Raw genomic sequence first — 18,984 nt, forward strand, 5'->3', positions numbered from 1 at the left:
CGCGCGGTTGCGGGCGATCACGCCGACCTGGCCGCCGCCCCGGCGGGTGGTGGTCGCGCGCAGCAGGGTGTTCGCCTCGGGTTCGCGCACGCCCGCCGACCGCAGCGCGTCCAGGAACCCCTCGGTGCCGTCGGCCCGGCCCGCCTCGCCCGCCGCCAGGTAGTCGGCCCACCGCACGTTCACCGACCGGCCGCTGCCGGGCGGCGCGGCGGGCAGGGTGGCCACGGTGGTGGACGCCAGCGCGGTGGGCCGGAAGCCGGTCAGCTGCACCTGGGTGCCCACGCGCGCGGCGAACGCGCCGTGCCACGCGGCGGTGGCCAGGCCGCGCGCCTGCTCGCCGTTTCGGGAGAACACCACCTCCAGGCCCACCTGGTACTCGGCCAGGCCGCGCAGCAGCCCGTGCAGCTCCCCGTCCGGCCGCCCCACGGTGCCCAGGCCGCGCGCGGCCAGCGCGCGCGACGCCTCCTCGGTCAGCCGGGCCCGCTCGGCCGCGGTGTGGCCGTAGTGCCGGGTGCCCAGCGGCACGGGGTGCGCCTCCCCGTGGACCGCTTGCCAGAGCAGGAAGAACTCGCGGTCGCTGAGCCGGAAGACGCGCTCGGTCACAGGCCGATCACCGGCGGCGCGGCCTTTCTGTCCAGGCCGAACACGTTGTCGTCGTCCTCCAGGTAGTCGGGCCTGCTGCGGCCGGACTCGGCGGAGGTGGGCGCGACCGGCGGGGCGGCCATCGGCGCGGCGCCGATCATGCCGTGCTGCGGGGTGACCGCCTTGGGCGCCTGGAACTGGCTGGTGGTGCCGCCGGGGTTGGCCGACGGCCTGCCGCCGTGGTCGGTGCCGACGAAGCCGCTGGAACCGCCGGGGCCGCTCATGCCGCCGGCCGCGCCGCCACCGCCCGCGCCGCCGTAGACCGGGGCGGCGGGGACGCCCCGCCCGGCGCCGTAGCCGCCGAGACCACCGCCGAAGCCGCCCGCGCCGCCACGGCCCGCCGCGGCGGCCCGCTGGGGCGGGGTCGTGCCGTGCTGCTGGTTGCGGTGGTCGGACTTGTGGGTGGTGGAGTTGCCCTGGTTGACGCCGGGGGTGACCGCGACCGGAGCGCCCGCGCCCGCGTCGGGCGCGGGGGTGGTCGGCAGGGGGGCGCCGGCGGGCGGCGGGGGCGGCGCGACCGGGTTCACCGGCGGGCTGAACGAGGGCACGGTGCGGTCGACCGCGTAGGAGTTCTGCTGGAACATCGCCATGACCTCGGCGGCCCGGCGGTGCGTCGCGTCGGCGGCGGCGACCGAGTCGACCGCGGGCGCCCCCACGGTCTCCAGGTCGGTGAACGCCTCCTCGCGCGGCACGGCGGTCCTGCCCCCGAACCCCGGTTCGGCCACGGTGTCCAGCCGCCTGCCCGCGACCGGCGCGGCGTCCGGCGCGACGGCGGTGGGCAGCGGCGGGGCGGGCGGCGGCGCGGGCATCTGCTCGCGCGCGGTCACCACGTGCTGGATCTCCTCGGCGATGCAGGTGGCCACGTTCTCCGCGTGGTCGCTGGTGTTCTGCGCCCACTTCATCACCGACTCCAGGCCCTCGCGGGCGCGGTCGGCGGTCTCGCCCTCCCACGCCTGGGAGGACTGGGCCAGCGCCTTGGCCAGCAGGTCGCGGACCTCGCCCAGCGACTTGCCCACGGCGGTCCAGTCGGCTTTGGCGCTGTTGGCCAGGTTGAGGTCCACCCCCTTGTGCACCATGTCGTAGAGCTCCTGGTGCGAGTGGGTCATCCAGTCGACCTTCTGGCCCAGCGGCGAGGCTCCGTCGTGGTCTGCGACGCGGCGGTCGTCGTCACCCATCAGCCCTGCCCTCTCCCGGCGTTGGTGACCGCGTGGACCGCCTCGTCGTCGGCGTCTTCGAGGTTGCGCGCGGCCTTGCGGATGGTCTCCTCGATCTCGAACAGCACGTGCAGGAAGTCGCCGATCACCGCGACCGCGGACTGCTCGTCGCCCACCGCGACCTCGTGCAGCCGCTTGCTGATCGACCGGCCGACCCAGTTGTCGCCGAACTTCAGCTCGACGTCGAGTTCGTTGACCGCCTTGGCGTGCACGGAGTTGACCACGTCGCGGGCCTGCGCGATGAGCTTGACCAGCTCGTCGACGGACTGCCGGTCCATGGCCAGCTTGACCTGCTGCTTGTCCACCGCGTCCAGCGCGGTGGTGGCCTTCTGCAGGTCGGCCTGGGCGGAGTCGGTGAAGTTGCCCTCGGGCGCGGCGGCCGGTGCGGTGGCGGGTGCGGTGGTGGGTGCGGTGGCGGGCGTGGCGGTGTCGAGGGCCGGTGCGGCGGACTGCGGCAGCGTCACGGTCGTGCTCGGGTCCGGGACGGTCGTGCTCGGGTCCGGGACGGCCGTGCTCGGGTCCGGGGCGCTCGCGCTGGGGCCGGGCACGCCCGCGGAGGCGCCGGGCAGCGTCAGCGTGACCGTGGGGTTGGACTCGACCACCGGGGTCTGCGGCAGCGGGTTCTGCGGCACCGGGACCGCCGCCTCCGGCACCGCACCGGGCTGCGCGAGCGACACCGTGGGGCTCGGGTCGGACGCGACGCCGGGCGGCACCGGCGATACCGGCGGCACCGCGGCGGCCGCGCCCGGCACGGCGATCGGCTGGGTCAGCGACACCGTCGCGGCCGGGTCCACCGCCGGGGCGGGCTGGACCAGGCGGACCGTGTTCCCGTTGCTCATGACTACCCCCTGCACTGCGTTCTCGCCGCAGGCGCGTCGCGCGTTACCCGACCCGTGCGCGGCTTCGCCTCCCGCGCACGCGACCCTTAGATGTACCTGGCCACCCGGTCGGTTCCAATACTCCGCGGGCGGTCTACCTCAGGTGCGAGTCGAACCAGTTCAGCGCCCGCTGCCAGGCCTCCGCGCTCGCCGAGGGGGAGGTGTCGAAGCGGTGACCGGAATCGGGGAAGCTGACCACGTCGGTGGCCACCGGGGCCGCCGCCGCGGCGTCGCGCAGCTTGTCCACGTCGCCGGACGGGATCTCACCGCCCGCCCCACCGTAGAGGCCCAGCCAGGGGCAGGCGAGCTCTTCGGCCATTTCCACCAGAGGCGGCAACCCGGCCGCCAGCGGCTCGACGATGCCGCGGGCGCCGACGCTGACCGCCGCGCCGACGGTTCGGCTTCCCGCAACCACCATCGCGACCGATCCGCCCAGGTCGAAGCCCATGACGCCCATTTGGTCGGCACTGATGCCGCGCTGCTGCAACCAGACGAAAGCGACATCGGTGTCGGCCAGCGCCGCCTCGCCGGAGAGCTTGCTGACCTCGTGGTCGGCGGCGGCGTCGCCGTCCACCTCGTCGGCGTCGTACAGGTGCGGCGCGACCGCGAGCCAGCCCTCGGCGGCCAGCCCGCTCACCAGACCGCGGACGGTGTCGGTGACGCCGCGCGCCTCGTGCAGCACCACCAGGCCGCCGCGCACGGCGTTGTCCGGCTCGGCGACGGTCAGCCGCAGTTCTCGGCCGTCGGTCAGCGGGAGCGTCTCGATGCGGGTCTGCGTCATGGGCCAACCCTTTCACCTCGGCGACGACGGCAGTCAACGTGAGCAACGGAACGACGGGTATGCCCCATTCAGGTCTTGAGCGGCTACCGTCCTGCGCAGAACCGGAGGAGGAGCCCCGCGATGACCGTCCGAACCCGTGCCGACCTGGCCGCACTGCCCGCCTACGTGCCAGGCCGGAGCATTCCCGGCGCGATCAAGCTGGCCAGCAACGAGGTCTCGGCCGGGCCGCTGCCCAGCGTCGTGCGCGCGATCGCGGACGCCGCCACGGCGATCAACCGCTACCCCGACAACGGGGCCGCGGAGCTGGTGGCGCGGCTGGCCGACCGGCTCGGCGTGCCCGCCGAGCAGCTGGCCGTCGGCTGCGGCTCGGTGACGCTGTGCCAGCAGCTGGTGCAGGCCACCTGCGCCGAGGCCGACGAGGTGGTGTTCCCCTGGCGGTCGTTCGAGGCGTACCCGATCATCACGCAGGTGGTCGGCGCCGGGCAGACCCGCGTGCCGCTGACCGGGGGCCACGGCCTGGACCTGGACGCGATGGCCGCGGCGATCACGCCGAAGACGCGGCTGGTGTTCGTGTGCAACCCCAACAACCCCACCGGCACCGCGCTGCGCACCGAGGAGGTCGAGCGGTTCATCGACCGCGTGCCCTCCGACGTGCTGGTGGTCGTCGACGAGGCGTACAAGGAGTTCGTCGACGACCCGCACGTGCCCGACGGCGTGGAGCTGGCCAAGGCCCAGTGGGCGCGCGGGCGTGACAACGTGGCGGTGCTGCGGACCTTCTCCAAGGCCTACGGCCTGGCGGGGCTGCGGGTCGGCTACGCGGTCGGCTCGCCGAAGCTGGCCGAGGCGCTGCGCAAGGTCGCGGTGCCGTTCAGCGTCAACGCGCTGGCGCAGGTGGCCGCGCTGGCGTCGCTGGACGCCGAGGACGAGCTGATGGTGCGCTGCCGCGCGGTGGTGGCCGAGCGGACCAGGGTCACCGGCGAGCTGCGGCACGCGGGCTACGAGGTGCCCGACTCGCAGGCGAACTTCGTGTGGCTGCCGCTGGGCGAGCGGACCGCGGCGTTCAACGAGCACTGCCTGGCGCACAAGGTGGTGGTGCGGGCGTTCCTCGGCGACGGCGCGCGGGTGACCGTGGGCGAGCCGGAGGAGAACGACGCGTTCCTGGCCGCCGCCAGGTCCTTCCCCCGGTGAGGGACGCGGCGCGGCCCGTGCTCGCCCGAGCTGCGGGCGGGCGGTGAACGACAGCGCGGACCCCGGCTCGTCGAGCACGGAGAAGCCGGGGTCGCCGCCGTAGTTCCCGGTCAGGTGGAACGCGGTCGCGGCGCGCGGGAAGGGCGCGGGGATTCGGGGGTGCGGGCGCGGGAGGCGAACACCCGTTCAGCGGGCCAGGATCTGCACGATCGCCGCGGTGCCCACGACCACGATCACCGCGCGCAGCGCCAGCGGGGGCAGCTTGCGGCCGACCTTCGCGCCGATCTGGCCGCCGACCACGGACCCGACCGCCAGCAGCAGCACGGGCAGCCACGCCACGTCGGCGATGAAGATGAACAGCACGCCCGCGACCAGGTTCACGAACGCGGTCAGCACGTTCTTCAGCGCGTTCATCCGCTGGATGTGCTCGTTCATGAGCACCCCCATCAGGCCCATCACCAGCACGCCCTGGGCGGCGCCGAAGTAGCCGCCGTAGATGCCCGCGAGGAACACGCCCACCCACAGCAGCAGCCCGCCGTGCTCGTGCCGCTCGCGCTCGGCCAGCTTGCGGTTGAGCCACGGCTGCGCCACCACCAGCACCAGCGCGATGGCGATCAGCACCGGCACGATCGAGGAGAACGCGTCCTCGGGCAGGGTGACCAGCAGGATCGCGCCGACCACCGCGCCGAGCACGGACGCGGGCAGCAGCCGCTTGACCCGGCCCGCCTGGCCGCGCAGCTCGCGCCGGTAGCCGACCGCGCCGCTGAGCGAGCCGGGCACCAGGCCCAGGCTGTTGGACACGTTGGCCACCACCGGCGGGTAGCCGACCGCCAGCAGCACCGGGAAGGTCACCAGCGTGCCGGAGCCGACGACGGTGTTGATGCCCCCGGCGAAAACGCCCGCGAGCACGACGATGACCGCTTCGAGCGTCGTCACGGCCACCTCCGGTGCTGTTCGAGCGGGCGGCCGACGCTAACACCGCGTCCGGCGCGGTGCGGTGTGGCACTTGCTACACCCGCCTGCCGCGGCCGGTGCGGCCGAACAGCGCAAGGGCCCGGGTGCGGCGCCCGACATCAGTGGCACCGCACCCGGGTTTTCCCATTGGAGACGTGACGTGCCGGTCGCTGGACGGGGTGGCGTGGACCCCTGGTGGCGCCGACGGTCGAGAGGCGCCGCGAAGACCGGGGTCAACAGCGTCAAGCGGGTCTGCCGCGCCGGAAGCGCCGCGCGCCCGATCCCCTGTCCGCGCCGCTCATCTTCGCGACCGGGACGACAAGGGCCGGCTCGGCCGCGGGAATGCGGCTGGTCGCGGAACGTCACTGCGAGGACTAATCAGCACCGCACCACCTTCCCCTTCCGGGCGTGCCGCCGGGGCGAGAACCCGGTTACCCCGGACAACAGGTCCTGCATCGAGGATGCGCCTGCCGCGCGCCGCCCGCAACTCGTGTGGGCTGGGAAAACTCGGCGAAATCGTCTCGGGTGGACGGTGGTGGCGTCCCGGTGGGCGGGCCCGGCGAGCCCGCCCACCGGGGTGCGTCACGGCGTGGTGGTGATGCGGTCCAGCGCGGGCGGCGCCACGTTCGGGTGCGCCCCGAAGTAGGCGATCAGCGCGTCCAGGTCGATGCCGCCGCCGGTGACCTCCGTGCCCGCGGTGAAGGCGCTGAAGCCGTCGCCACCGCCCTGCAGGAAGCTGTTGATCGTGATCCGGTAGCTCGCCGCCGGGTCCACCGGCGTGCCGTTGATGGCGATGCCGGAGACCTTCGACCCGATCGGCGCGGACGCCGACCAGCTGTAGGTCAAGCCCGCCGACGGCTGCAGCACGATCGTGCGCGGCGTGCCGTTGACGACCTGCCACTGCTGCTCCAGCGCCGCCTTGAGCTGCGCGCCGGTCAGCGTCACCGTCTGCAGGATGTTGCCGAACGGCTGCACGGTGAACGCCTCGCCGTAGGTGACCACGCCGTCGCCCTCACCGGCCGGGGAGGACGCGAAGGTCAGGTCCGCGCGGACGCCGCCGGGGTTCATCAGCGCGGCCACCGCGCCGTTGCCGGTGGTCGCCGCCAGCTGCGAGTCGGCGATCAGGTTGCCCAGCGCGAACTCGCCGCTGGGGGCCGCCGCGCGCAGCAGGTCGCCCGCGATGGTGCCGACCCGCTTGTTGGCGATGGGACCGGACTTCTCCTTGGCCAGGTCGATGATGTCCTGCACCTTGCGGTCCGGCTTGACGTCCTGGGTGACGACCTTGTTGGTGGCCCTGGTCTCCGAGCGGATCACGTCGCGGGTCCGCCGGTCGATCTTCAGGTCCACCACGGACAGCTCGCGGCCGAACGCCAGGCCCTCGATGAACGGCCGGGGGTTGCCCGCCGGGTCGGTCACCACGCAGTTGTACTGCTGGTGGCTGTGGCCGGAGAAGACCGCGTCGATCTTCGGGCTGACCTTCTCGGCGATGGCCCGGCCGGGACCGCCCGCGACCGTCTTGCAGTCGTCGGGGCCGCCACCGGCGGTGTTGTCGCCCTGGTGCACCAGCAGCACGATCGACTTCACGCCCAGCCAGTTCAGCAGGTCCGCGTAGCGGTTGGCGGCGGCGATCTCGTCGCCGAAGCGCAGGTCCTTGATCCCGTTCGGGTCCACCAGGATCGGCACGTCCTTCAGCGGCATCCCGATGAAGCCGATCGGCATCCCGTCGCGGTACTCCACCCAGAACGGCGGCAGCGCGGGAGCGCCACCGTGGGCCAGCGTCACGTTGGCGCCCAGGATCGGGAAGTCCGCGCCCTCGTAGCGCTCGCGGAACTGGCAGCCGTCGGCCGGGTGGCAGCCGCCGCGCTGCATCCGCAGCAGCTCCTGATAGCCCTCGTCGAACTCGTGGTTGCCCGCCGCCGTGGTGTCCATGCCCACCCGGTTGAGCACCTCGACGGTGGGCTCGTCGTGGAACAGCGCGGACACGATCGGTGAAGCGCCGATCAGGTCCCCCTGCCCCACGACGATGGAGTTCTTCACCTCGGACCGCAGGTTCTTGATGTGCGTCGCGTTGTAGGCCGCGCCGCCCGCGTTCACCGTCGTCCCGTCCGACAGCGTGACGCGACCGGACGAGCCGGTCGGCGGCTCGATGTTGCCGTGCAGGTCGTTGATGCCGATCAGGCGCACGTCCACGGTGCGCGGGCCACCGCGCTCGTTGTCCGCCTGCGCGGGGGTTTGCGACAGCGTCACCGCGAGCGCCGCCGCGGCGGTCGCCGCGAGCGCGACGGGCCGTCGTGTGAACGGGGTCATGGGGTTCCTCCAGCGTTGCGCCCCGGTAGGTGGGCGCGCTACGGCGTGGGAGTTTGCCTCGCGAAGCTGACGCGCACCAGACGTGCCCGTGGATCGTCGGTGAACGGAGATGTGGGCCTAGCCTGGTGAGGTGACTGAGCAGCAGCCGCGTTGGCTCGACGAACAGGAGATGCGCGCCTGGCGCAACTACGTGATCGGGGCGTCCATGCTCGCCGACCGCTTGCACCGCGAACTGCAGGACGGCCACGGCCTCTCGCTCGCCGACTACGAGGTCCTGGTGCGGCTGTCCGAGCAGAAGGGGCGGCGGATGCGGATGTCCCTGCTGGCCGAGGACGTCGCCTCGTCCAAGAGCCGGGTGTCCCACCAGGTCGCGCGCATGGAGCGGGAGGGCCTGCTGCGGCGGCGCGAGTGCCCCGAGGACGGGCGCGGCGTGTTCGCCGAGCTGACCGACCGGGGCATGGCGCTGCTGGAGGGCTCCGCCCCGACGCACGTCAAGGGCGTGCGGGAGCACATGATCGACCTGCTGTCGCGGGAGGAGCAGGCGGTGGTGGCGAAGGTGTTCGACCGGGTCATCGCACACCTGCGAGGGTTGGACGGGTGACCTGCCAGCACGGGGAAACGTGGCAGAGCGGCCGAATGCACCCGCCTCGAAAGCGGGAGACGTTCACGGATCCAGGGGTTCAAATCCCTCCGCTTCCGCGGGTCAGAAGGGGCATGGCCGGTTCTTTGGGACCGGTCGCACCCCCAGCTCTCCCCCGGTGGTGGTCGTCGCAGATCAGGTCAGCAGGTATCTCGACTTCCTGGACGAGTACCTCCGGCAGCACCCCGACGAGCGCGAAGGCCAGGCGCACTACAACGCCCTGCGCACGCTCTGGCCGCATCTGCAGCACGAGATCGCGGGCACCGAGCGGGACTGCTTCAGCCTCGACCGGAACCTGCCCGCGTTCCTCGCCTGGGTGGAGGAGGCGTTGGCCGCAGACCAGCGAGTCGCAGAGGACGAGGCGGCTGACGCTGTCCAGACGTGACAACCGACATCCGCAACACCACCGTGGTCAGGCTCATCGCGCCAGTCAGCGTCGCCCACAAGTTTATTAGAAGTTCTGTTAATCTGCTCCCATGGCGGATGAACCGCTCCCCGGCGAAGGCCCCACCACCGTCGTCTCGGTCTCGATGCACAGTGGCACCATCGGGGCCGTACGCGGCCGCGCCGGTCGTCGTGGCGTCTCCGCCTACATCGAGGCGGCCGTCCAACGCCAGATCGAACGCGACAACCTCGATGAGCTCATCGCGGCCGCCGAGGCCGAGCACGGACCGATCACCGCTGAGGAAGTCGAAGTCAAGCGCAGGCAGCTCGCTCAACTGCGCGACGAGCAGCGCGGCTCCGACGCTGGAACGGCAGCGTGACTCTCGTCCTCGACAGCGAGGGGCTGGCCAAGGCAGTCCTCCGTGATCGCGAGCTGACGGCTTGGCTGATCGCGGCGCGCGATGTCGACGAACGGGTGATCACCAGCGCTGCGACCCTGGTCGAGGTGACGCACCCGCGAATCAATCGAGCCGCCTTCGACTGGGTGATCTCCCGTTTGTCCGTCGAGCCGGTCACGGCTGAGCTGGCGAAGCAGGCGAGTGTCCTCCTGGAGCGAGCCGGACTTCACGGCCACGAGTACGCCATCGACGCGATGTTGGCAGCCACGGCTCTGTCCGCTCCTGGGCCGACGACGATCCTGACCTCCGACCCCGGCGACATCTCCGCGCTTTGCGGTCACCACGTGACGGTTGTGAAGGTGTGACGGCGTTCCAGGCTCTCGGACGAACGCGGAGGGCTCCTGGAGTGCGCGGCTCGGGCGCGCTCACCCGCGCGGCCGGGAGCGGTACTCGCCCGCAGCCACGCCCTTCGCGCGCCGAAAAGCGCGGCTGAAAGCGTGCGGGGAGCCGTACCCGACGGCGCTGGAGATCGACTCGACCGGCTCGTCGGTGTCGCGGAGCCGGGCGCAGGCCAGGTCGATGCGCCACCGCGTCACGTACGCGCCCGGCGTCTGCCCGAGGGCGGATGCGCCGGTGCCGATCCCACGCGGAGGGCGCCGCCCTCGGCGATGACCCGGAGCGCCGCCTCCCGGTCGCACGACCCCCGCGGCGCGCTGGAACCGCTCGCGATCCCGTGCGCGGTGCCCGGCGCCAGCAGGACGGCCCCGCCTGCCCGCACCTCCAGGGGCTCCTGACGCGCCGCCCTCGGCGAGCGCCCGCCACGCCTGGACCGTCACCGGCCCGCCGACCGCGTCCATGACGAAGTCGAACCGGCCTTCGACGCCGTCCAGGCCGGTCAGCACCTCGTCAGCCCCGAGCTCGCGCAGCCCGGCGGCCCGCTGCGGCGAACCGACCAGCGCCGTCACCCTGGCGCCCGCCAGCGCGGCCAACTGGACGGCGAAGTACCCCACGCCACCGGCCACGCCGGTGACCAGGACGTTCCGCGCGAGCACGGAGCGCTTGCGCAGCACGCGCAGCGCGGTGACGCCGGCGGTCCCCAGCGCGGCGGCGTCGGCCAGGTCCACGCCCTCGGGGACGGTGCCCAGCCAGGCAGGACCGACCGCCACCCGCTGCGCCCACGCCCCGTGGGCCATCCCCAGCGCGACCCGCGCGCCCTCGGGCGGCCCCGAGCCGTCGGCGCGCACCACCACGCCCGCCGCGTCGTGACCGTGCACAGCGCCCGGCCGCCACTCGTCCGCGTAGTTCAGCTCGCCGAAGTTGAGGCTGATGTGCCGGATCTCGACCAGCGCCTCACCAGCGGACGGAATGGGCTCTTCGACGTCGGCGAACCGAACCGGCCCGGATTCCGCCGTGGTTGACCACGAGGGCGCGCATGGAGCGTTTTTCCTCTTTCGTGGACACGCTTTCCCGGACAACCCTACGCACGACCGGGGCGGCGACCAGTCCCGTGCGGATCAACCAGTTGACCATCTGCGTCAGCGCAGCCCGCCAGAGGCGAACGCGACGTCACCGGTGATCCACCCGGCTTCGGAGGAGGCGAGGAGGGCGACCACGCGGCCGGTGTCCTCGGGCTGCCCGACGCGCCCCAGCGGCGTGCGGGCGGAGACCCTGGCGACGTTCTCGTCGGTGAACAGGCCCCAGCTCGGGCGCCTCGGTGTCGGTGGCCCCCGGCGCGACCGCGTTGACCCGGACCTTGGCGAGCAGCCGCTCGACGTGCTCGGGTTCCCGACGTCTCCCGGCACGGCCACGGTCCGGCCGCAGCCTCTCGCTCGCCGACTACGAGGTCCTGGTGCGGCGGCGCGAGTGCCCCGAGGACGGGCGCGGCGTGTTCGCCGAGCTGACCGACCGGGTCATCGCACACCTGCGGGGGTTGGACGGGTGACCGTGCCCGCGACGGCCGCCCCGCTCCCGGTCAGGGGCGGGGCGGCCGTCGTGAAAGCGGTAGCGGTGGGATTCGAACCCACGGAGGGGGTCAACCCTCGCACGTTTTCAAGACGTGATCCTTAGGCCGCTCGGACACGCTACCCGTTTCCCGACGAGGGTAGCCGAGCGTCGTCAGCCGGGTGCCCCTGCGGGTGCTCCGCACCCACGGCGGCGCGGGAACGGGTCCGAGCACCCGCGCCGACCTCACGCGCCGCGTCCGGGCTGGGCGCGAGCACCTTCCGCCCGGCGCCGATCATCGGCAGCTCGACCGCCCGGTACAGCAGCGAAGCCAGCACCAGCGACAGCGCGACGACCGCCCCCGCCTTGGCCCAGCCCTCGATGCCGGGCACCGCGAAGGCCACGATGGTGGCGCCCAGGAACTGCACGAGGTAGAGCGAGTAGGACCGCTCGCCGACGAAGGTCATCGGACGGCAGGACAGCACCCGGCGCACCGGTCCCGGCGCGATCACCGCGGGCAGCAGCAGCGCGACGGCCAGCGGGTAGAAGGTCATCGGCCACAGGAAGCCGGGCACGCCGGGCTTGGTGTTGAGCGCGTCGCTGATCGGCTTGAGGAAGTAGTGCAGGGTGACCACGCCCAAGGCCATGCCGGTGGCGACCCACGGGTTGGTCAGCGGGCGCACGAGCGCGTAGCTGCGGCGGTGGTGCATCAGCAGCCCGATCGCGCAGCCCAGCAGGACCGAGGCGTAGTGCGCGGGCCAGCCGGGGGCGCCGGAGCCGAAGGTCAGCGGCGTGACCGCGACCGCGCCCAGGAGCAGCAGCGCGGTGATGCCGAGGCGACGGCCCAGCGGCAGCGCCCCGAAGGCGAACGCCACCAGTGGCCAGACCAGGTAGAACTTCTGCTCGATGCCGAGCGACCAGGACTGGCCGAACGGGTTGTTGGCCGCGAACTCGTTGAAGAACGACAGGTACAGCGGCATCGCCTCGCTGAGGCCGGAGCTCTCGTAAGTGCCGAGCGCGAACGTCGTGACGGTGGTGACCATCAGGACGACGAAGTACACGGGCAGGATGCGGAAGGCCCGGCGCGTGTAGAACGCCTTGAGCGAGATCCGGCCGGAGCGGGCCTCCTCGCGCAGCATGAGCGTGGTGATCAGGTACCCGGAGAGCACGAAGAACACCTGCACGCCGATCCAGCCCTGAAGCCGGTCCGGGCCGCCGTAGTGGAACACGACCACCATCACCGCGGCGATGGCACGAAGGCCGTCGAGACCGCCGAAGCGGCTCATCGCCATGTACTCGGTGTGGGTCAGAGATTTCATGCTGGTTGCTCCCGGATGTTCGGCACCTTCATGAGCAAGTTGCCGGAGCGGGGCACCGCGTTGCATGGGGAACGAGCGGCACGCGCTCGCTGGGGTGAGCGCCCGCCAGTGGGCGCTAGGTTGGGAGCACCGTTCGGGTTCGGAAGGGGCGTTCGGATGCTCATCATCGCGGGACACGTGGAGGTCGACGCCGACCGGCGCGACGCGTTCGTCGCCGCCCACCACGACCTCGTCCGCAGGGCTCGGCGGGCTCCGGGGTGCCTCGACCTCGCCATCACCGCCGACCCGGTCGACCCGGCGCGGGTGAACAACTTCGAGCGCTGGGAGTCGCGGGAGCACCTCGACGCCTGGCGCGCGGTGGCCGCGGCGCCGGACACCGGCATCGCCATGAAGAGCGTTCAGGTGATGGAGTACGAGGTGGCCGACGTGCGGCCGGTGTTCGGCTGAGACCGCGCTTCTGGTCAGTCGCTGGTCCCGGACCAGGCACGCGGGTTAACCAGATCAGGTGAAGCGGGTGAATGTGGCCGTCGCGTGCGCGGAGAATCGCGAGAAGTGCGACGACGCCCTGCTCAACCTCCCGATCGCTGCCCGACCTCGACCAGGAGTGAGCCATGCGGACGCCTGAGCCCGACCTCACCCGTGTGTCGTGGCGCAAGAGCAGTTACAGCGGTGGGCAGGGGCAGTGCGTCGAGATCGCTCGAAGCGGCGAATGGGCCGCGATTCGCGACAGCGAGAACACGAGCGTCGGCGCGGTGATCGTCTCTCACGACCTGCTCACAGCCGCGTGGCGCAAGAGCAGTCGCAGCCAGAACGGGTCGGCGAACTGCGTCGAACTCGCGCGGACCGCAGCCGACGAGTACGCCGTCCGCGACAGCAAGAACCCCGGTGGCCCGGTGCTGAGGTTCGGTCGCGCCCGGTTCGCGTCGTTCCTGGGGAGCATCCGGGTGGACGCATAGGGCGTTCGCGGTACCCCGAACGTCCGGTTCGGGGTACGCGAACGACGAATTCGTCGTACCTGAGTGGCGAACTCAGGGTCGAGGCGGTTGGGTTAGCCAGATCAGGTGGACTTTCACGTCCTCGGCTTCAGCAAAACGGGTGAACGTGGCCAGGGCGCTCTCCGGGCTTTCGGCGCGGGCGCGGAAGTCGCCCTCGGTGGAAACCACCTCGGCGTAGTCGTTGAAGGCCATCCCGTAGGCGGCGATCCATCCGTCCTGGCGGTGCCCGTACTCGTGGGCGATGGCGAACAGCCGTGGCGCGTCGTCGGTGGCGAGCCCCGTCAGGAAAGCGGCGAACTCCTCGTCACTGCCGCACCACTGCTCGGATTCGGCCAACTGGTTCATCGGTCGTTCCCTTCCATGTCTACGGGTTTTTCGGAAACTTCTCAGGCCGCCCTGGCGAACAGGAATTCGCGACGGGCCTGGGCGTGCAGCACGTACGGGCGCACGAGCAGCGATGTGTCGTCTACGACGAACGCCTCGACGCGCTGAGGTACTCGGAAGTTCGATCGCCGCGCTGTTGACTCGTGCTGAGCGCTCTTCCACTGGCCAGGAGTCGCGACAACTACCTGTTGACGAGCTATCCCGACGGTGCAGGCGGCTCCATCGGGATTCCCGTGCCGACCAGGAGAGCGGTGCAGGTAACAGACCATTCCACCAAGGGTCATAAAACTGATCGCCACCACAAGAGCAATGAGCCAGTAAACCATGTCGTTCTCCGTTAACCGACGACAAATAACAGAGCAGAGTGGGCACAGCTTCAGCGTCACTCGACGTGCGAGCGGCACTCGCATCAGCGGCACGAGACGCGCTCCGCCACTTGGTCGGGTTGCGCGGCCGCTCAACCTCTCACCTCTGCCACTTGATACTGCCACTTGAGTTAGCAAGTTGAGTAGACCACGAAAGAGGGAATCCACATGGCTGTTGGCCGCTTGGAGACACTTGTCGGCATGACGGAGGACGAGCCCGGACCCGTGGTGGCCCGGCTGCTGCTCGGCGACGAGCTGCGGAAGTTCCGCGAGGGTGCCGGACTGTCGCTCGAACAGGCCGAAGCACTGCTCAAGGAACGACTGCCGAAGTGGTACCGGACCAAGCTGAACAAGGTCGAGAACGGCGCGTTGAAGACGACCGAGGCCGAGATCGCGGCACTGGTGGACGCCTACGGGGTGACCGGGCAGCAGGTGGCTGAGATCGAGCGGCTCGCCCGCGAAGCACGACGCAAGGCCGCGCCGTCACGAGTGCCGGACTGGTTCAAGCAGTTCGTGTCACTGTCGCACTCCGCCGACGAGATACGCATGTGGTCGGGCGACCTCATCCCCGGACAGGTGCACACCAGCGCCTACGCCCGTGAGTGCCTTGCCGAGTCAGTCGTCATCTCAGCGGCCGAGGTCGGTCCGATCGCGGAAGATCGGCAGAAGCGCGGTGACGCCCTGTTCAAAGCGAACGCGCCGCGCGTGTGGGTCCTGGTTGGCGAAGAAGCGCTCCTGCGGCGAGTCGGCTCCGCCGAGGTCATGCGCGGACAACTCAAACGACTGCGCGCCCTCTCCACCCTGCCTCACGCCTCCTTCCGGGTGGTTCCGCTCGCCGCAGGTCCGCACCCGGCCATCGGGTACCCGTTCACGCTGCTCTACGTCGAGCGGGCGAAGAGCACGATCGCCTATGTCGAGTCGCTGACCGGCGCTGACTACATCAAGAAGTCGGACACTTATACGCTCGCCTTCCAGCGGATCGAGAGCAAAGCCCTCGACGAGGACGCCTCACGAGCAATGCTCGACCGACTGTTGTCCGACCTCGACCAGGAGTGATCCATGCGGACCCCCAGACTCAACCTCACCCGCGCCGAGTGGCGCACGAGCAGCTACAGCGGCGGGCAAGGGCAGTGCGTCCAGATCGCCAGAGGCGGCGGGTGGGCCGCGATCCGCGATAGCAAGAACCCGAGCGGTGGCGCACTGATCCTCACCTCTGACCAGCTTTCGACGTTCCTGCGCGCGAACGTCCTCCAGGCACAACGAGCGGACGCCTGAACCCGAACGCTCGGTTCGGGGTGTCTGAGTGACGAACTCGGGGGTTCTGGGGGTTCGACTCGCGGGGGTTAGAGGGCCAGGGCGGCGCGGAGGGGGGCGGTCAGGGTGCGGACGTAGGTGTCGGTGAGGTGGTTGTCCCGGTAGACGACCACGTTGCCGACCACCGCCGGGCAGGTGTCGGGGCGGCAGATCCAGTCGGTCAGGTCGACCACCCGCGCGCCGGGGAGGGTGGCGGCGGTGTCGGCCAGGGGGTCGGTGAAGGCGTCGACGGCCTTGGCGCGGGGCTTGTCGCAGGAGCCGGGCGCGGGGTTGCGCTGCAGGCAGTCGAGCACGTTGTCGTCGGCGCGCGGGGTGTCGCGGATGACGGCCACGGGGATGCCCGCCTGCGTGATCGGGGCCAGGCGCGCCCGGTAGCCGTCGACGAGCTGCTGCCGCGACGGCCACACCCAGTTCAGGTCGTTCTCGTAGGACTCCGGCGACATGGCGGCGGTGACCACCAGGTCGGGCTTGTCGGCCAGGATCGCGGCCAGCTTCGCGTCGTCCTGGCCCTGGCACTCGGCGAACGGCGCGACCTGGTGGGCCGGGTCGGGGCGCGGGGACATGACCGGCGCGGCGGCGCTGAACGGGCAGCCGTCGTGGACCATCAGCTTCACCCGCCAGCCCGCGTCCTCGGCGATGTCGATCAGCGCCGTGGCGAACTGGGTCATGTGCGAGTCGCCGACGACCACCATCGTCCTGGTCGCGTTCGGCGCGCCGTAGGCGCAGGTGTCGCCGGAGACGGGGTGCCGGGCGGGGTCGTACTGGCCGCAGCCGTCGGCCCAGACCGACGCGATGTCCTTGGCCGCCACCGCCGGGTCGGGGATGGCCGGGACGCCGGTGGGCGTGCCGACCGCCGGGTCCATCGCCAGCGCGCCGGGGTGGGCGGCGTCGAGCACGGCGGCGCTGGTCAGGTCGTCCAGGCGGGTTTGCGCGGAGTGCCACGGCACGCACGCGCTGGCGGTGGTGACCACGACCAGCGCGACGCCGAGCAGGTAGGTCTTGCGCAGCCGCGAGGCGGGCCGCCGCGAGCGGAACGGGTCCTCGACGAACCGCTTGGACAGCGCGGCCAGCGCCAGGCTCAGCGCGCCCGCGAACACCAGCTGGGCGTCGGTCAGCCGGTCGGTGCCCGCCGCTTCCAGCAGGAACACGATGACCGGCCAGTGCCACAGGTACAGGCTGTAGGAGATGTCGCCGAGGTAGCGCAGCGGGCGCAGGCCCAGCAGGGGCGAGACCTCGCCGGGCACCGGGCGCGCGCCCAGGCCCCCGAGCAGCAGCGCGGCGGTGCCGACGGTGGGCAGCAGCGCGATCCAGCCGGGGAAGGGCAGGTCGGTGCGGAACTTCACGGCGCTGACCAGCAGCGCGAGCAGACCCGCCCACCCCAGCAGCAGCCGCACGGCCGGGCCGAAGTGCAGGCGGTGGGCGGCCATCGCGGTCAGGCCGCCGATGCCCAGCTCCCACATGCGGGTGGGCGTGGCGAAGTAGGCGGCCACGTGGTGGTCCGGGGTGACCACGGCGGACAGCGCCAGGGACGCCGCGGTGAGCAGCAGGACCGCGACGAACGCCGAGGGCACCACCCGGCCTCCCCGCTTGCCCGCCACGGCCGCGCCCGCGAGCAGCAGCAGCGGGATGACCAGGTAGAACTGCTCCTCCACGGCCAGCGACCAGAAGTGCTGCACGGGTGAGGCCGACGCCGTGGCGTTGGCGTAGTCGGCGGAGAACAGCGCGAGCTGCCAGTTCTGCACGTTGAGCGCGGAGGCGACCACCTCGCGCAGCACGCCGGGCCTGCGCCCGACGGGCAGCAGCACGGCGGTCGCCGCGACCACGGCCAGCAGCACGGCCGTGGCGGCGGGCAGCAGCCTGCGGATGCGCCGGGCGTAGAAGTCGACCAGGTTCAGGGTGCCGGTGCGGCGCAGCTCGGCGGTCAGCGCGCCGATGATCAGGTAGCCGGAGAGCACGAAGAACGCGTCGACGCCGACGAAGCCGCCCGGCAGCCACTCCGGCCGCAGGTGGTAGACCAGCACCAAGCCGACCGCGAGGGCGCGCAGGCCCTGGATGTCGTGCCGGTGCGGGGTCCGCCCGCGCGCGGCGGGTCTGGTCGGTCTGACGGTGTCCACCAATGCCATGTCTCAGTCCCCCGACTGCGATCTTCACAGAAGCAAATACTTGTGCCCGCGCGTCCGGGCGGGCTGCGCGGAATTGGATGAGGAGAATTTTTCGTGATCTTTTCCGACCCCGTGCGAGGGGTCACCCCATCCATCTACCAGGGACGACGGATCATTACCGAGGTTGACTGACGAGACTCAACCGTGATTTTCCACTCACGTCGGGTGAGCCGCGAAATACGTGCCGTGAGGATTTCGGCGACGAGGAACAACCACCGAAAGGGATACGGTGATCCGCGTCACCGGCCCATCGGGCGGTTCGCCGCCGCCCCGACGGGGAAGTCATCCTGCGGAACGGCGGTGGGTGCCCTTCGCAGCCTGCTTGGAGGACGCGGTGCAGTTCAACGAGAGCGCTGAGCTCGACACGTCTCAGGTCTCCGACCAGCGCGGCGTCGGCGGGCGCGTGGCGCTGGGTGGCGGCGGGCTGGGCATCGTGGGGCTGATCATCTACTTCGTGCTGTCCCAGCTCGGCGGCGGCGGCCAGCTGCCCGCCGGGTCCGGGTTCAGCGACGTGGGCCAGGACCAGCAGGTCGGGGCGGGCGCCATCGCGGAGAAGTGCCGGACCGGCGCGGACGCCAACCGGGACGCGGACTGCCGCGCGGTGGCCTTCATCAACTCCATCCAGGCGTACTGGAAGGACCAGTTCGCCCGCTCCGGGCGGACCTACGAGCTGGCCGAGACCAACTTCTTCTCCGGCGGCGTGCAGACCCGCTGCGGCAACGCCACCTCGGCGGTCGGGCCGTTCTACTGCCCGGCCGACGCGGAGGTCTACATCGACCTGAACTTCTTCCAGGAGCTCCAGCAGAAGTTCGGGGCCACCGGCGGGCCGTTCGTGGAGGCGTACGTGCTGGCCCACGAGTACGGCCACCACGTGCAGAACCTGCTGGGCACCTCGGACCGGGTGGGCCAGGACAGCGGGCCGACCTCCGGGTCGGTGCGGCTGGAGCTGCAGGCCGACTGCTACGCGGGCGCCTGGGCCAACCACGCGACCAGCACGCCGACCGCGTCCGGCCAGCCGCTGATCACCGACGTCACGCAGGAGGACATCGCCGCCGCGCTGGACGCCGCCGCGCGCATCGGCGACGACTACATCCAGGAGGAGCTGGGCGGCGGCCACG

The 18,984-nt window shown here is 71.6% G+C and carries 21 protein-coding genes and 2 tRNA genes; 11 read left to right on the plus strand and 12 right to left on the minus strand.

Annotated features, from left to right (window positions below; genetic code table 11):
- From IEZ00_RS02650 to IEZ00_RS02665, 4 genes are all read right to left on the minus strand, one after another.
- Positions 1 to 603: ESX secretion-associated protein EspG (locus IEZ00_RS02650; protein WP_229794933.1), on the minus strand; the 603-nt coding region annotated here is incomplete at its 3' end.
- Positions 600 to 1,817 carry a hypothetical protein gene (locus IEZ00_RS02655; protein ID WP_189221390.1) on the minus strand — a complete coding sequence of 406 codons (1,218 nt, stop codon included), beginning with the start codon at positions 1,815 to 1,817 and terminating at the stop codon, positions 600 to 602. The genes IEZ00_RS02650 and IEZ00_RS02655, both read right to left, overlap by 4 nt.
- Positions 1,817 to 2,695 carry a hypothetical protein gene (locus IEZ00_RS02660; RefSeq protein ID WP_189221391.1) on the minus strand — a complete coding sequence of 293 codons (879 nt, stop codon included), beginning with the start codon at positions 2,693 to 2,695 and terminating at the stop codon, positions 1,817 to 1,819. Before IEZ00_RS02660 ends, IEZ00_RS02655 begins: the two co-directional genes overlap by 1 nt.
- Positions 2,696 to 2,828: 133 nt before the next feature.
- Entirely contained in the window at positions 2,829 to 3,515 is a 687-nt protein-coding gene (locus IEZ00_RS02665) for a dienelactone hydrolase family protein (RefSeq protein ID WP_189221392.1), read from the minus strand.
- Between the two features lie 120 nt (positions 3,516 to 3,635).
- On the opposite strand from IEZ00_RS02665, the gene hisC reads away from it, so the two are divergent.
- A complete protein-coding gene (hisC, locus tag IEZ00_RS02670; protein WP_189221393.1) occupies positions 3,636 to 4,703 on the plus strand; it encodes a histidinol-phosphate transaminase in 1,068 nt (355 codons plus the stop codon).
- Between the two features lie 186 nt (positions 4,704 to 4,889).
- Here hisC and IEZ00_RS02675 read toward each other — a convergent pair whose 3' ends face one another.
- Positions 4,890 to 5,639, minus strand: coding sequence for a sulfite exporter TauE/SafE family protein (locus IEZ00_RS02675; RefSeq protein WP_189221394.1), 750 nt, complete (start codon positions 5,637 to 5,639; stop codon positions 4,890 to 4,892).
- A 600-nt stretch (positions 5,640 to 6,239) separates the two neighbouring features.
- Positions 6,240 to 7,964 carry a bifunctional metallophosphatase/5'-nucleotidase gene (locus tag IEZ00_RS02680; RefSeq protein WP_189221395.1) on the minus strand — a complete coding sequence of 575 codons (1,725 nt, stop codon included), beginning with the start codon at positions 7,962 to 7,964 and terminating at the stop codon, positions 6,240 to 6,242.
- Positions 7,965 to 8,094: 130 nt separating this feature from the next.
- Here IEZ00_RS02680 and IEZ00_RS02685 point away from each other — a divergent pair, with 130 nt between their 5' ends.
- The 5 genes from IEZ00_RS02685 to IEZ00_RS02705 all read left to right on the plus strand — a co-directional run bounded on the left by IEZ00_RS02685 (position 8,095) and on the right by IEZ00_RS02705 (position 9,751).
- Complete coding sequence (locus tag IEZ00_RS02685; protein WP_229794935.1) at positions 8,095 to 8,565, plus strand: MarR family winged helix-turn-helix transcriptional regulator; 471 nt, start codon at positions 8,095 to 8,097, stop codon at positions 8,563 to 8,565.
- Between the two features lie 13 nt (positions 8,566 to 8,578).
- Positions 8,579 to 8,663: transfer RNA gene (locus tag IEZ00_RS02690), tRNA-Ser, on the plus strand.
- A gap of 62 nt (positions 8,664 to 8,725) precedes the next feature.
- Positions 8,726 to 8,989, plus strand: a complete 264-nt coding sequence (locus IEZ00_RS02695; RefSeq protein ID WP_189221396.1) for a hypothetical protein — start codon at positions 8,726 to 8,728, stop codon at positions 8,987 to 8,989.
- 91 nt (positions 8,990 to 9,080) lie between these two features.
- Positions 9,081 to 9,368: a YdcH family protein gene (locus IEZ00_RS02700; RefSeq protein WP_189221397.1), complete on the plus strand. Its 288-nt coding sequence runs from the start codon at positions 9,081 to 9,083 to the stop codon at positions 9,366 to 9,368.
- Entirely contained in the window at positions 9,365 to 9,751 is a 387-nt protein-coding gene (locus IEZ00_RS02705) for a PIN domain-containing protein (protein WP_189221398.1), read from the plus strand. The genes IEZ00_RS02700 and IEZ00_RS02705 overlap by 4 nt, the downstream gene beginning before the upstream one ends.
- Positions 9,752 to 9,811: 60 nt before the next feature.
- On the opposite strand, the gene IEZ00_RS36130 is transcribed toward IEZ00_RS02705, so the two are convergent.
- The 4 genes from IEZ00_RS36130 to IEZ00_RS02730 all read right to left on the minus strand — a co-directional run bounded on the left by IEZ00_RS36130 (position 9,812) and on the right by IEZ00_RS02730 (position 12,646).
- Entirely contained in the window at positions 9,812 to 10,660 is an 849-nt protein-coding gene (locus tag IEZ00_RS36130) for a helix-turn-helix domain-containing protein (protein WP_229794937.1), read from the minus strand.
- A 261-nt stretch (positions 10,661 to 10,921) separates the two neighbouring features.
- Positions 10,922 to 11,194 carry an SDR family oxidoreductase gene (locus IEZ00_RS36135; RefSeq protein WP_229794939.1) on the minus strand — a complete coding sequence of 91 codons (273 nt, stop codon included), beginning with the start codon at positions 11,192 to 11,194 and terminating at the stop codon, positions 10,922 to 10,924.
- 191 nt (positions 11,195 to 11,385) lie between these two features.
- A tRNA-Ser gene (locus IEZ00_RS02725) sits at positions 11,386 to 11,472 on the minus strand.
- Positions 11,468 to 12,646: an acyltransferase family protein gene (locus IEZ00_RS02730; protein WP_189221399.1), complete on the minus strand. Its 1,179-nt coding sequence runs from the start codon at positions 12,644 to 12,646 to the stop codon at positions 11,468 to 11,470. The genes IEZ00_RS02725 and IEZ00_RS02730 overlap by 5 nt, the downstream gene beginning before the upstream one ends.
- 156 nt (positions 12,647 to 12,802) lie before the next feature.
- Here IEZ00_RS02730 and IEZ00_RS02735 point away from each other — a divergent pair, with 156 nt between their 5' ends.
- Positions 12,803 to 13,093: a putative quinol monooxygenase gene (locus IEZ00_RS02735; protein WP_189221400.1), complete on the plus strand. Its 291-nt coding sequence runs from the start codon at positions 12,803 to 12,805 to the stop codon at positions 13,091 to 13,093.
- A gap of 164 nt (positions 13,094 to 13,257) precedes the next feature.
- Positions 13,258 to 13,602 carry a DUF397 domain-containing protein gene (locus IEZ00_RS02740; RefSeq protein WP_189221401.1) on the plus strand — a complete coding sequence of 115 codons (345 nt, stop codon included), beginning with the start codon at positions 13,258 to 13,260 and terminating at the stop codon, positions 13,600 to 13,602.
- A 72-nt stretch (positions 13,603 to 13,674) separates the two neighbouring features.
- Here IEZ00_RS02740 and IEZ00_RS02745 read toward each other — a convergent pair whose 3' ends face one another.
- A complete protein-coding gene (locus IEZ00_RS02745; RefSeq protein ID WP_229794940.1) occupies positions 13,675 to 13,986 on the minus strand; it encodes a Rossmann-fold NAD(P)-binding domain-containing protein in 312 nt (103 codons plus the stop codon).
- A 605-nt stretch (positions 13,987 to 14,591) separates the two neighbouring features.
- On the opposite strand from IEZ00_RS02745, the gene IEZ00_RS02750 reads away from it, so the two are divergent.
- Together IEZ00_RS02750 and IEZ00_RS02755 are read left to right on the plus strand one after the other, a co-directional pair.
- Positions 14,592 to 15,446: a helix-turn-helix domain-containing protein gene (locus IEZ00_RS02750; RefSeq protein ID WP_189221402.1), complete on the plus strand. Its 855-nt coding sequence runs from the start codon at positions 14,592 to 14,594 to the stop codon at positions 15,444 to 15,446.
- Positions 15,447 to 15,449: 3 nt separating this feature from the next.
- Positions 15,450 to 15,665, plus strand: coding sequence for a DUF397 domain-containing protein (locus IEZ00_RS02755; RefSeq protein WP_189221403.1), 216 nt, complete (start codon positions 15,450 to 15,452; stop codon positions 15,663 to 15,665).
- A gap of 68 nt (positions 15,666 to 15,733) precedes the next feature.
- Here the strand turns inward: IEZ00_RS02755 and IEZ00_RS02760 are convergent, their stop codons facing one another.
- Positions 15,734 to 17,827, minus strand: a complete 2,094-nt coding sequence (locus tag IEZ00_RS02760) for an acyltransferase family protein (protein WP_189221404.1) — start codon at positions 17,825 to 17,827, stop codon at positions 15,734 to 15,736.
- Between the two features lie 373 nt (positions 17,828 to 18,200).
- Between IEZ00_RS02760 and IEZ00_RS02765 the strand changes: the two genes are divergently transcribed.
- The coding region (locus IEZ00_RS02765; RefSeq protein ID WP_229795045.1) for a neutral zinc metallopeptidase at positions 18,201 to 18,984 on the plus strand (784 nt) is incomplete at its 3' end.

Origin of the sequence: Saccharothrix coeruleofusca (assembly GCF_014648515.1) — a bacterium.
GTDB classification, from domain to species: Bacteria; Actinomycetota; Actinomycetes; order Mycobacteriales; family Pseudonocardiaceae; genus Actinosynnema; species Actinosynnema coeruleofuscum.

Excerpts from the sequence above, each read along its gene's own strand:
- IEZ00_RS02655 (WP_189221390.1), bottom strand. The coding sequence starts at position 1,817 with ATGGGTGACGACGACCGCCGCGTCGCAGACCACGACGGAGCCTCGCCG.
- IEZ00_RS02660 (WP_189221391.1), bottom strand. The coding sequence starts at position 2,695 with ATGAGCAACGGGAACACGGTCCGCCTGGTCCAGCCCGCCCCGGCGGTG.
- IEZ00_RS02665 (WP_189221392.1), bottom strand. The coding sequence starts at position 3,515 with ATGACGCAGACCCGCATCGAGACGCTCCCGCTGACCGACGGCCGAGAA.
- hisC (WP_189221393.1), top strand. The coding sequence starts at position 3,636 with ATGACCGTCCGAACCCGTGCCGACCTGGCCGCACTGCCCGCCTACGTG.
- IEZ00_RS02680 (WP_189221395.1), bottom strand. The coding sequence starts at position 7,964 with ATGACCCCGTTCACACGACGGCCCGTCGCGCTCGCGGCGACCGCCGCG.
- IEZ00_RS02700 (WP_189221397.1), top strand. The coding sequence starts at position 9,081 with ATGGCGGATGAACCGCTCCCCGGCGAAGGCCCCACCACCGTCGTCTCG.
- IEZ00_RS02730 (WP_189221399.1), bottom strand. The coding sequence starts at position 12,646 with ATGAAATCTCTGACCCACACCGAGTACATGGCGATGAGCCGCTTCGGC.
- IEZ00_RS02735 (WP_189221400.1), top strand. The coding sequence starts at position 12,803 with ATGCTCATCATCGCGGGACACGTGGAGGTCGACGCCGACCGGCGCGAC.
- IEZ00_RS02740 (WP_189221401.1), top strand. The coding sequence starts at position 13,258 with ATGCGGACGCCTGAGCCCGACCTCACCCGTGTGTCGTGGCGCAAGAGC.
- IEZ00_RS02745 (WP_229794940.1), bottom strand. The coding sequence starts at position 13,986 with ATGAACCAGTTGGCCGAATCCGAGCAGTGGTGCGGCAGTGACGAGGAG.
- IEZ00_RS02750 (WP_189221402.1), top strand. The coding sequence starts at position 14,592 with ATGACGGAGGACGAGCCCGGACCCGTGGTGGCCCGGCTGCTGCTCGGC.
- IEZ00_RS02755 (WP_189221403.1), top strand. The coding sequence starts at position 15,450 with ATGCGGACCCCCAGACTCAACCTCACCCGCGCCGAGTGGCGCACGAGC.
- IEZ00_RS02760 (WP_189221404.1), bottom strand. The coding sequence starts at position 17,827 with ATGGCATTGGTGGACACCGTCAGACCGACCAGACCCGCCGCGCGCGGG.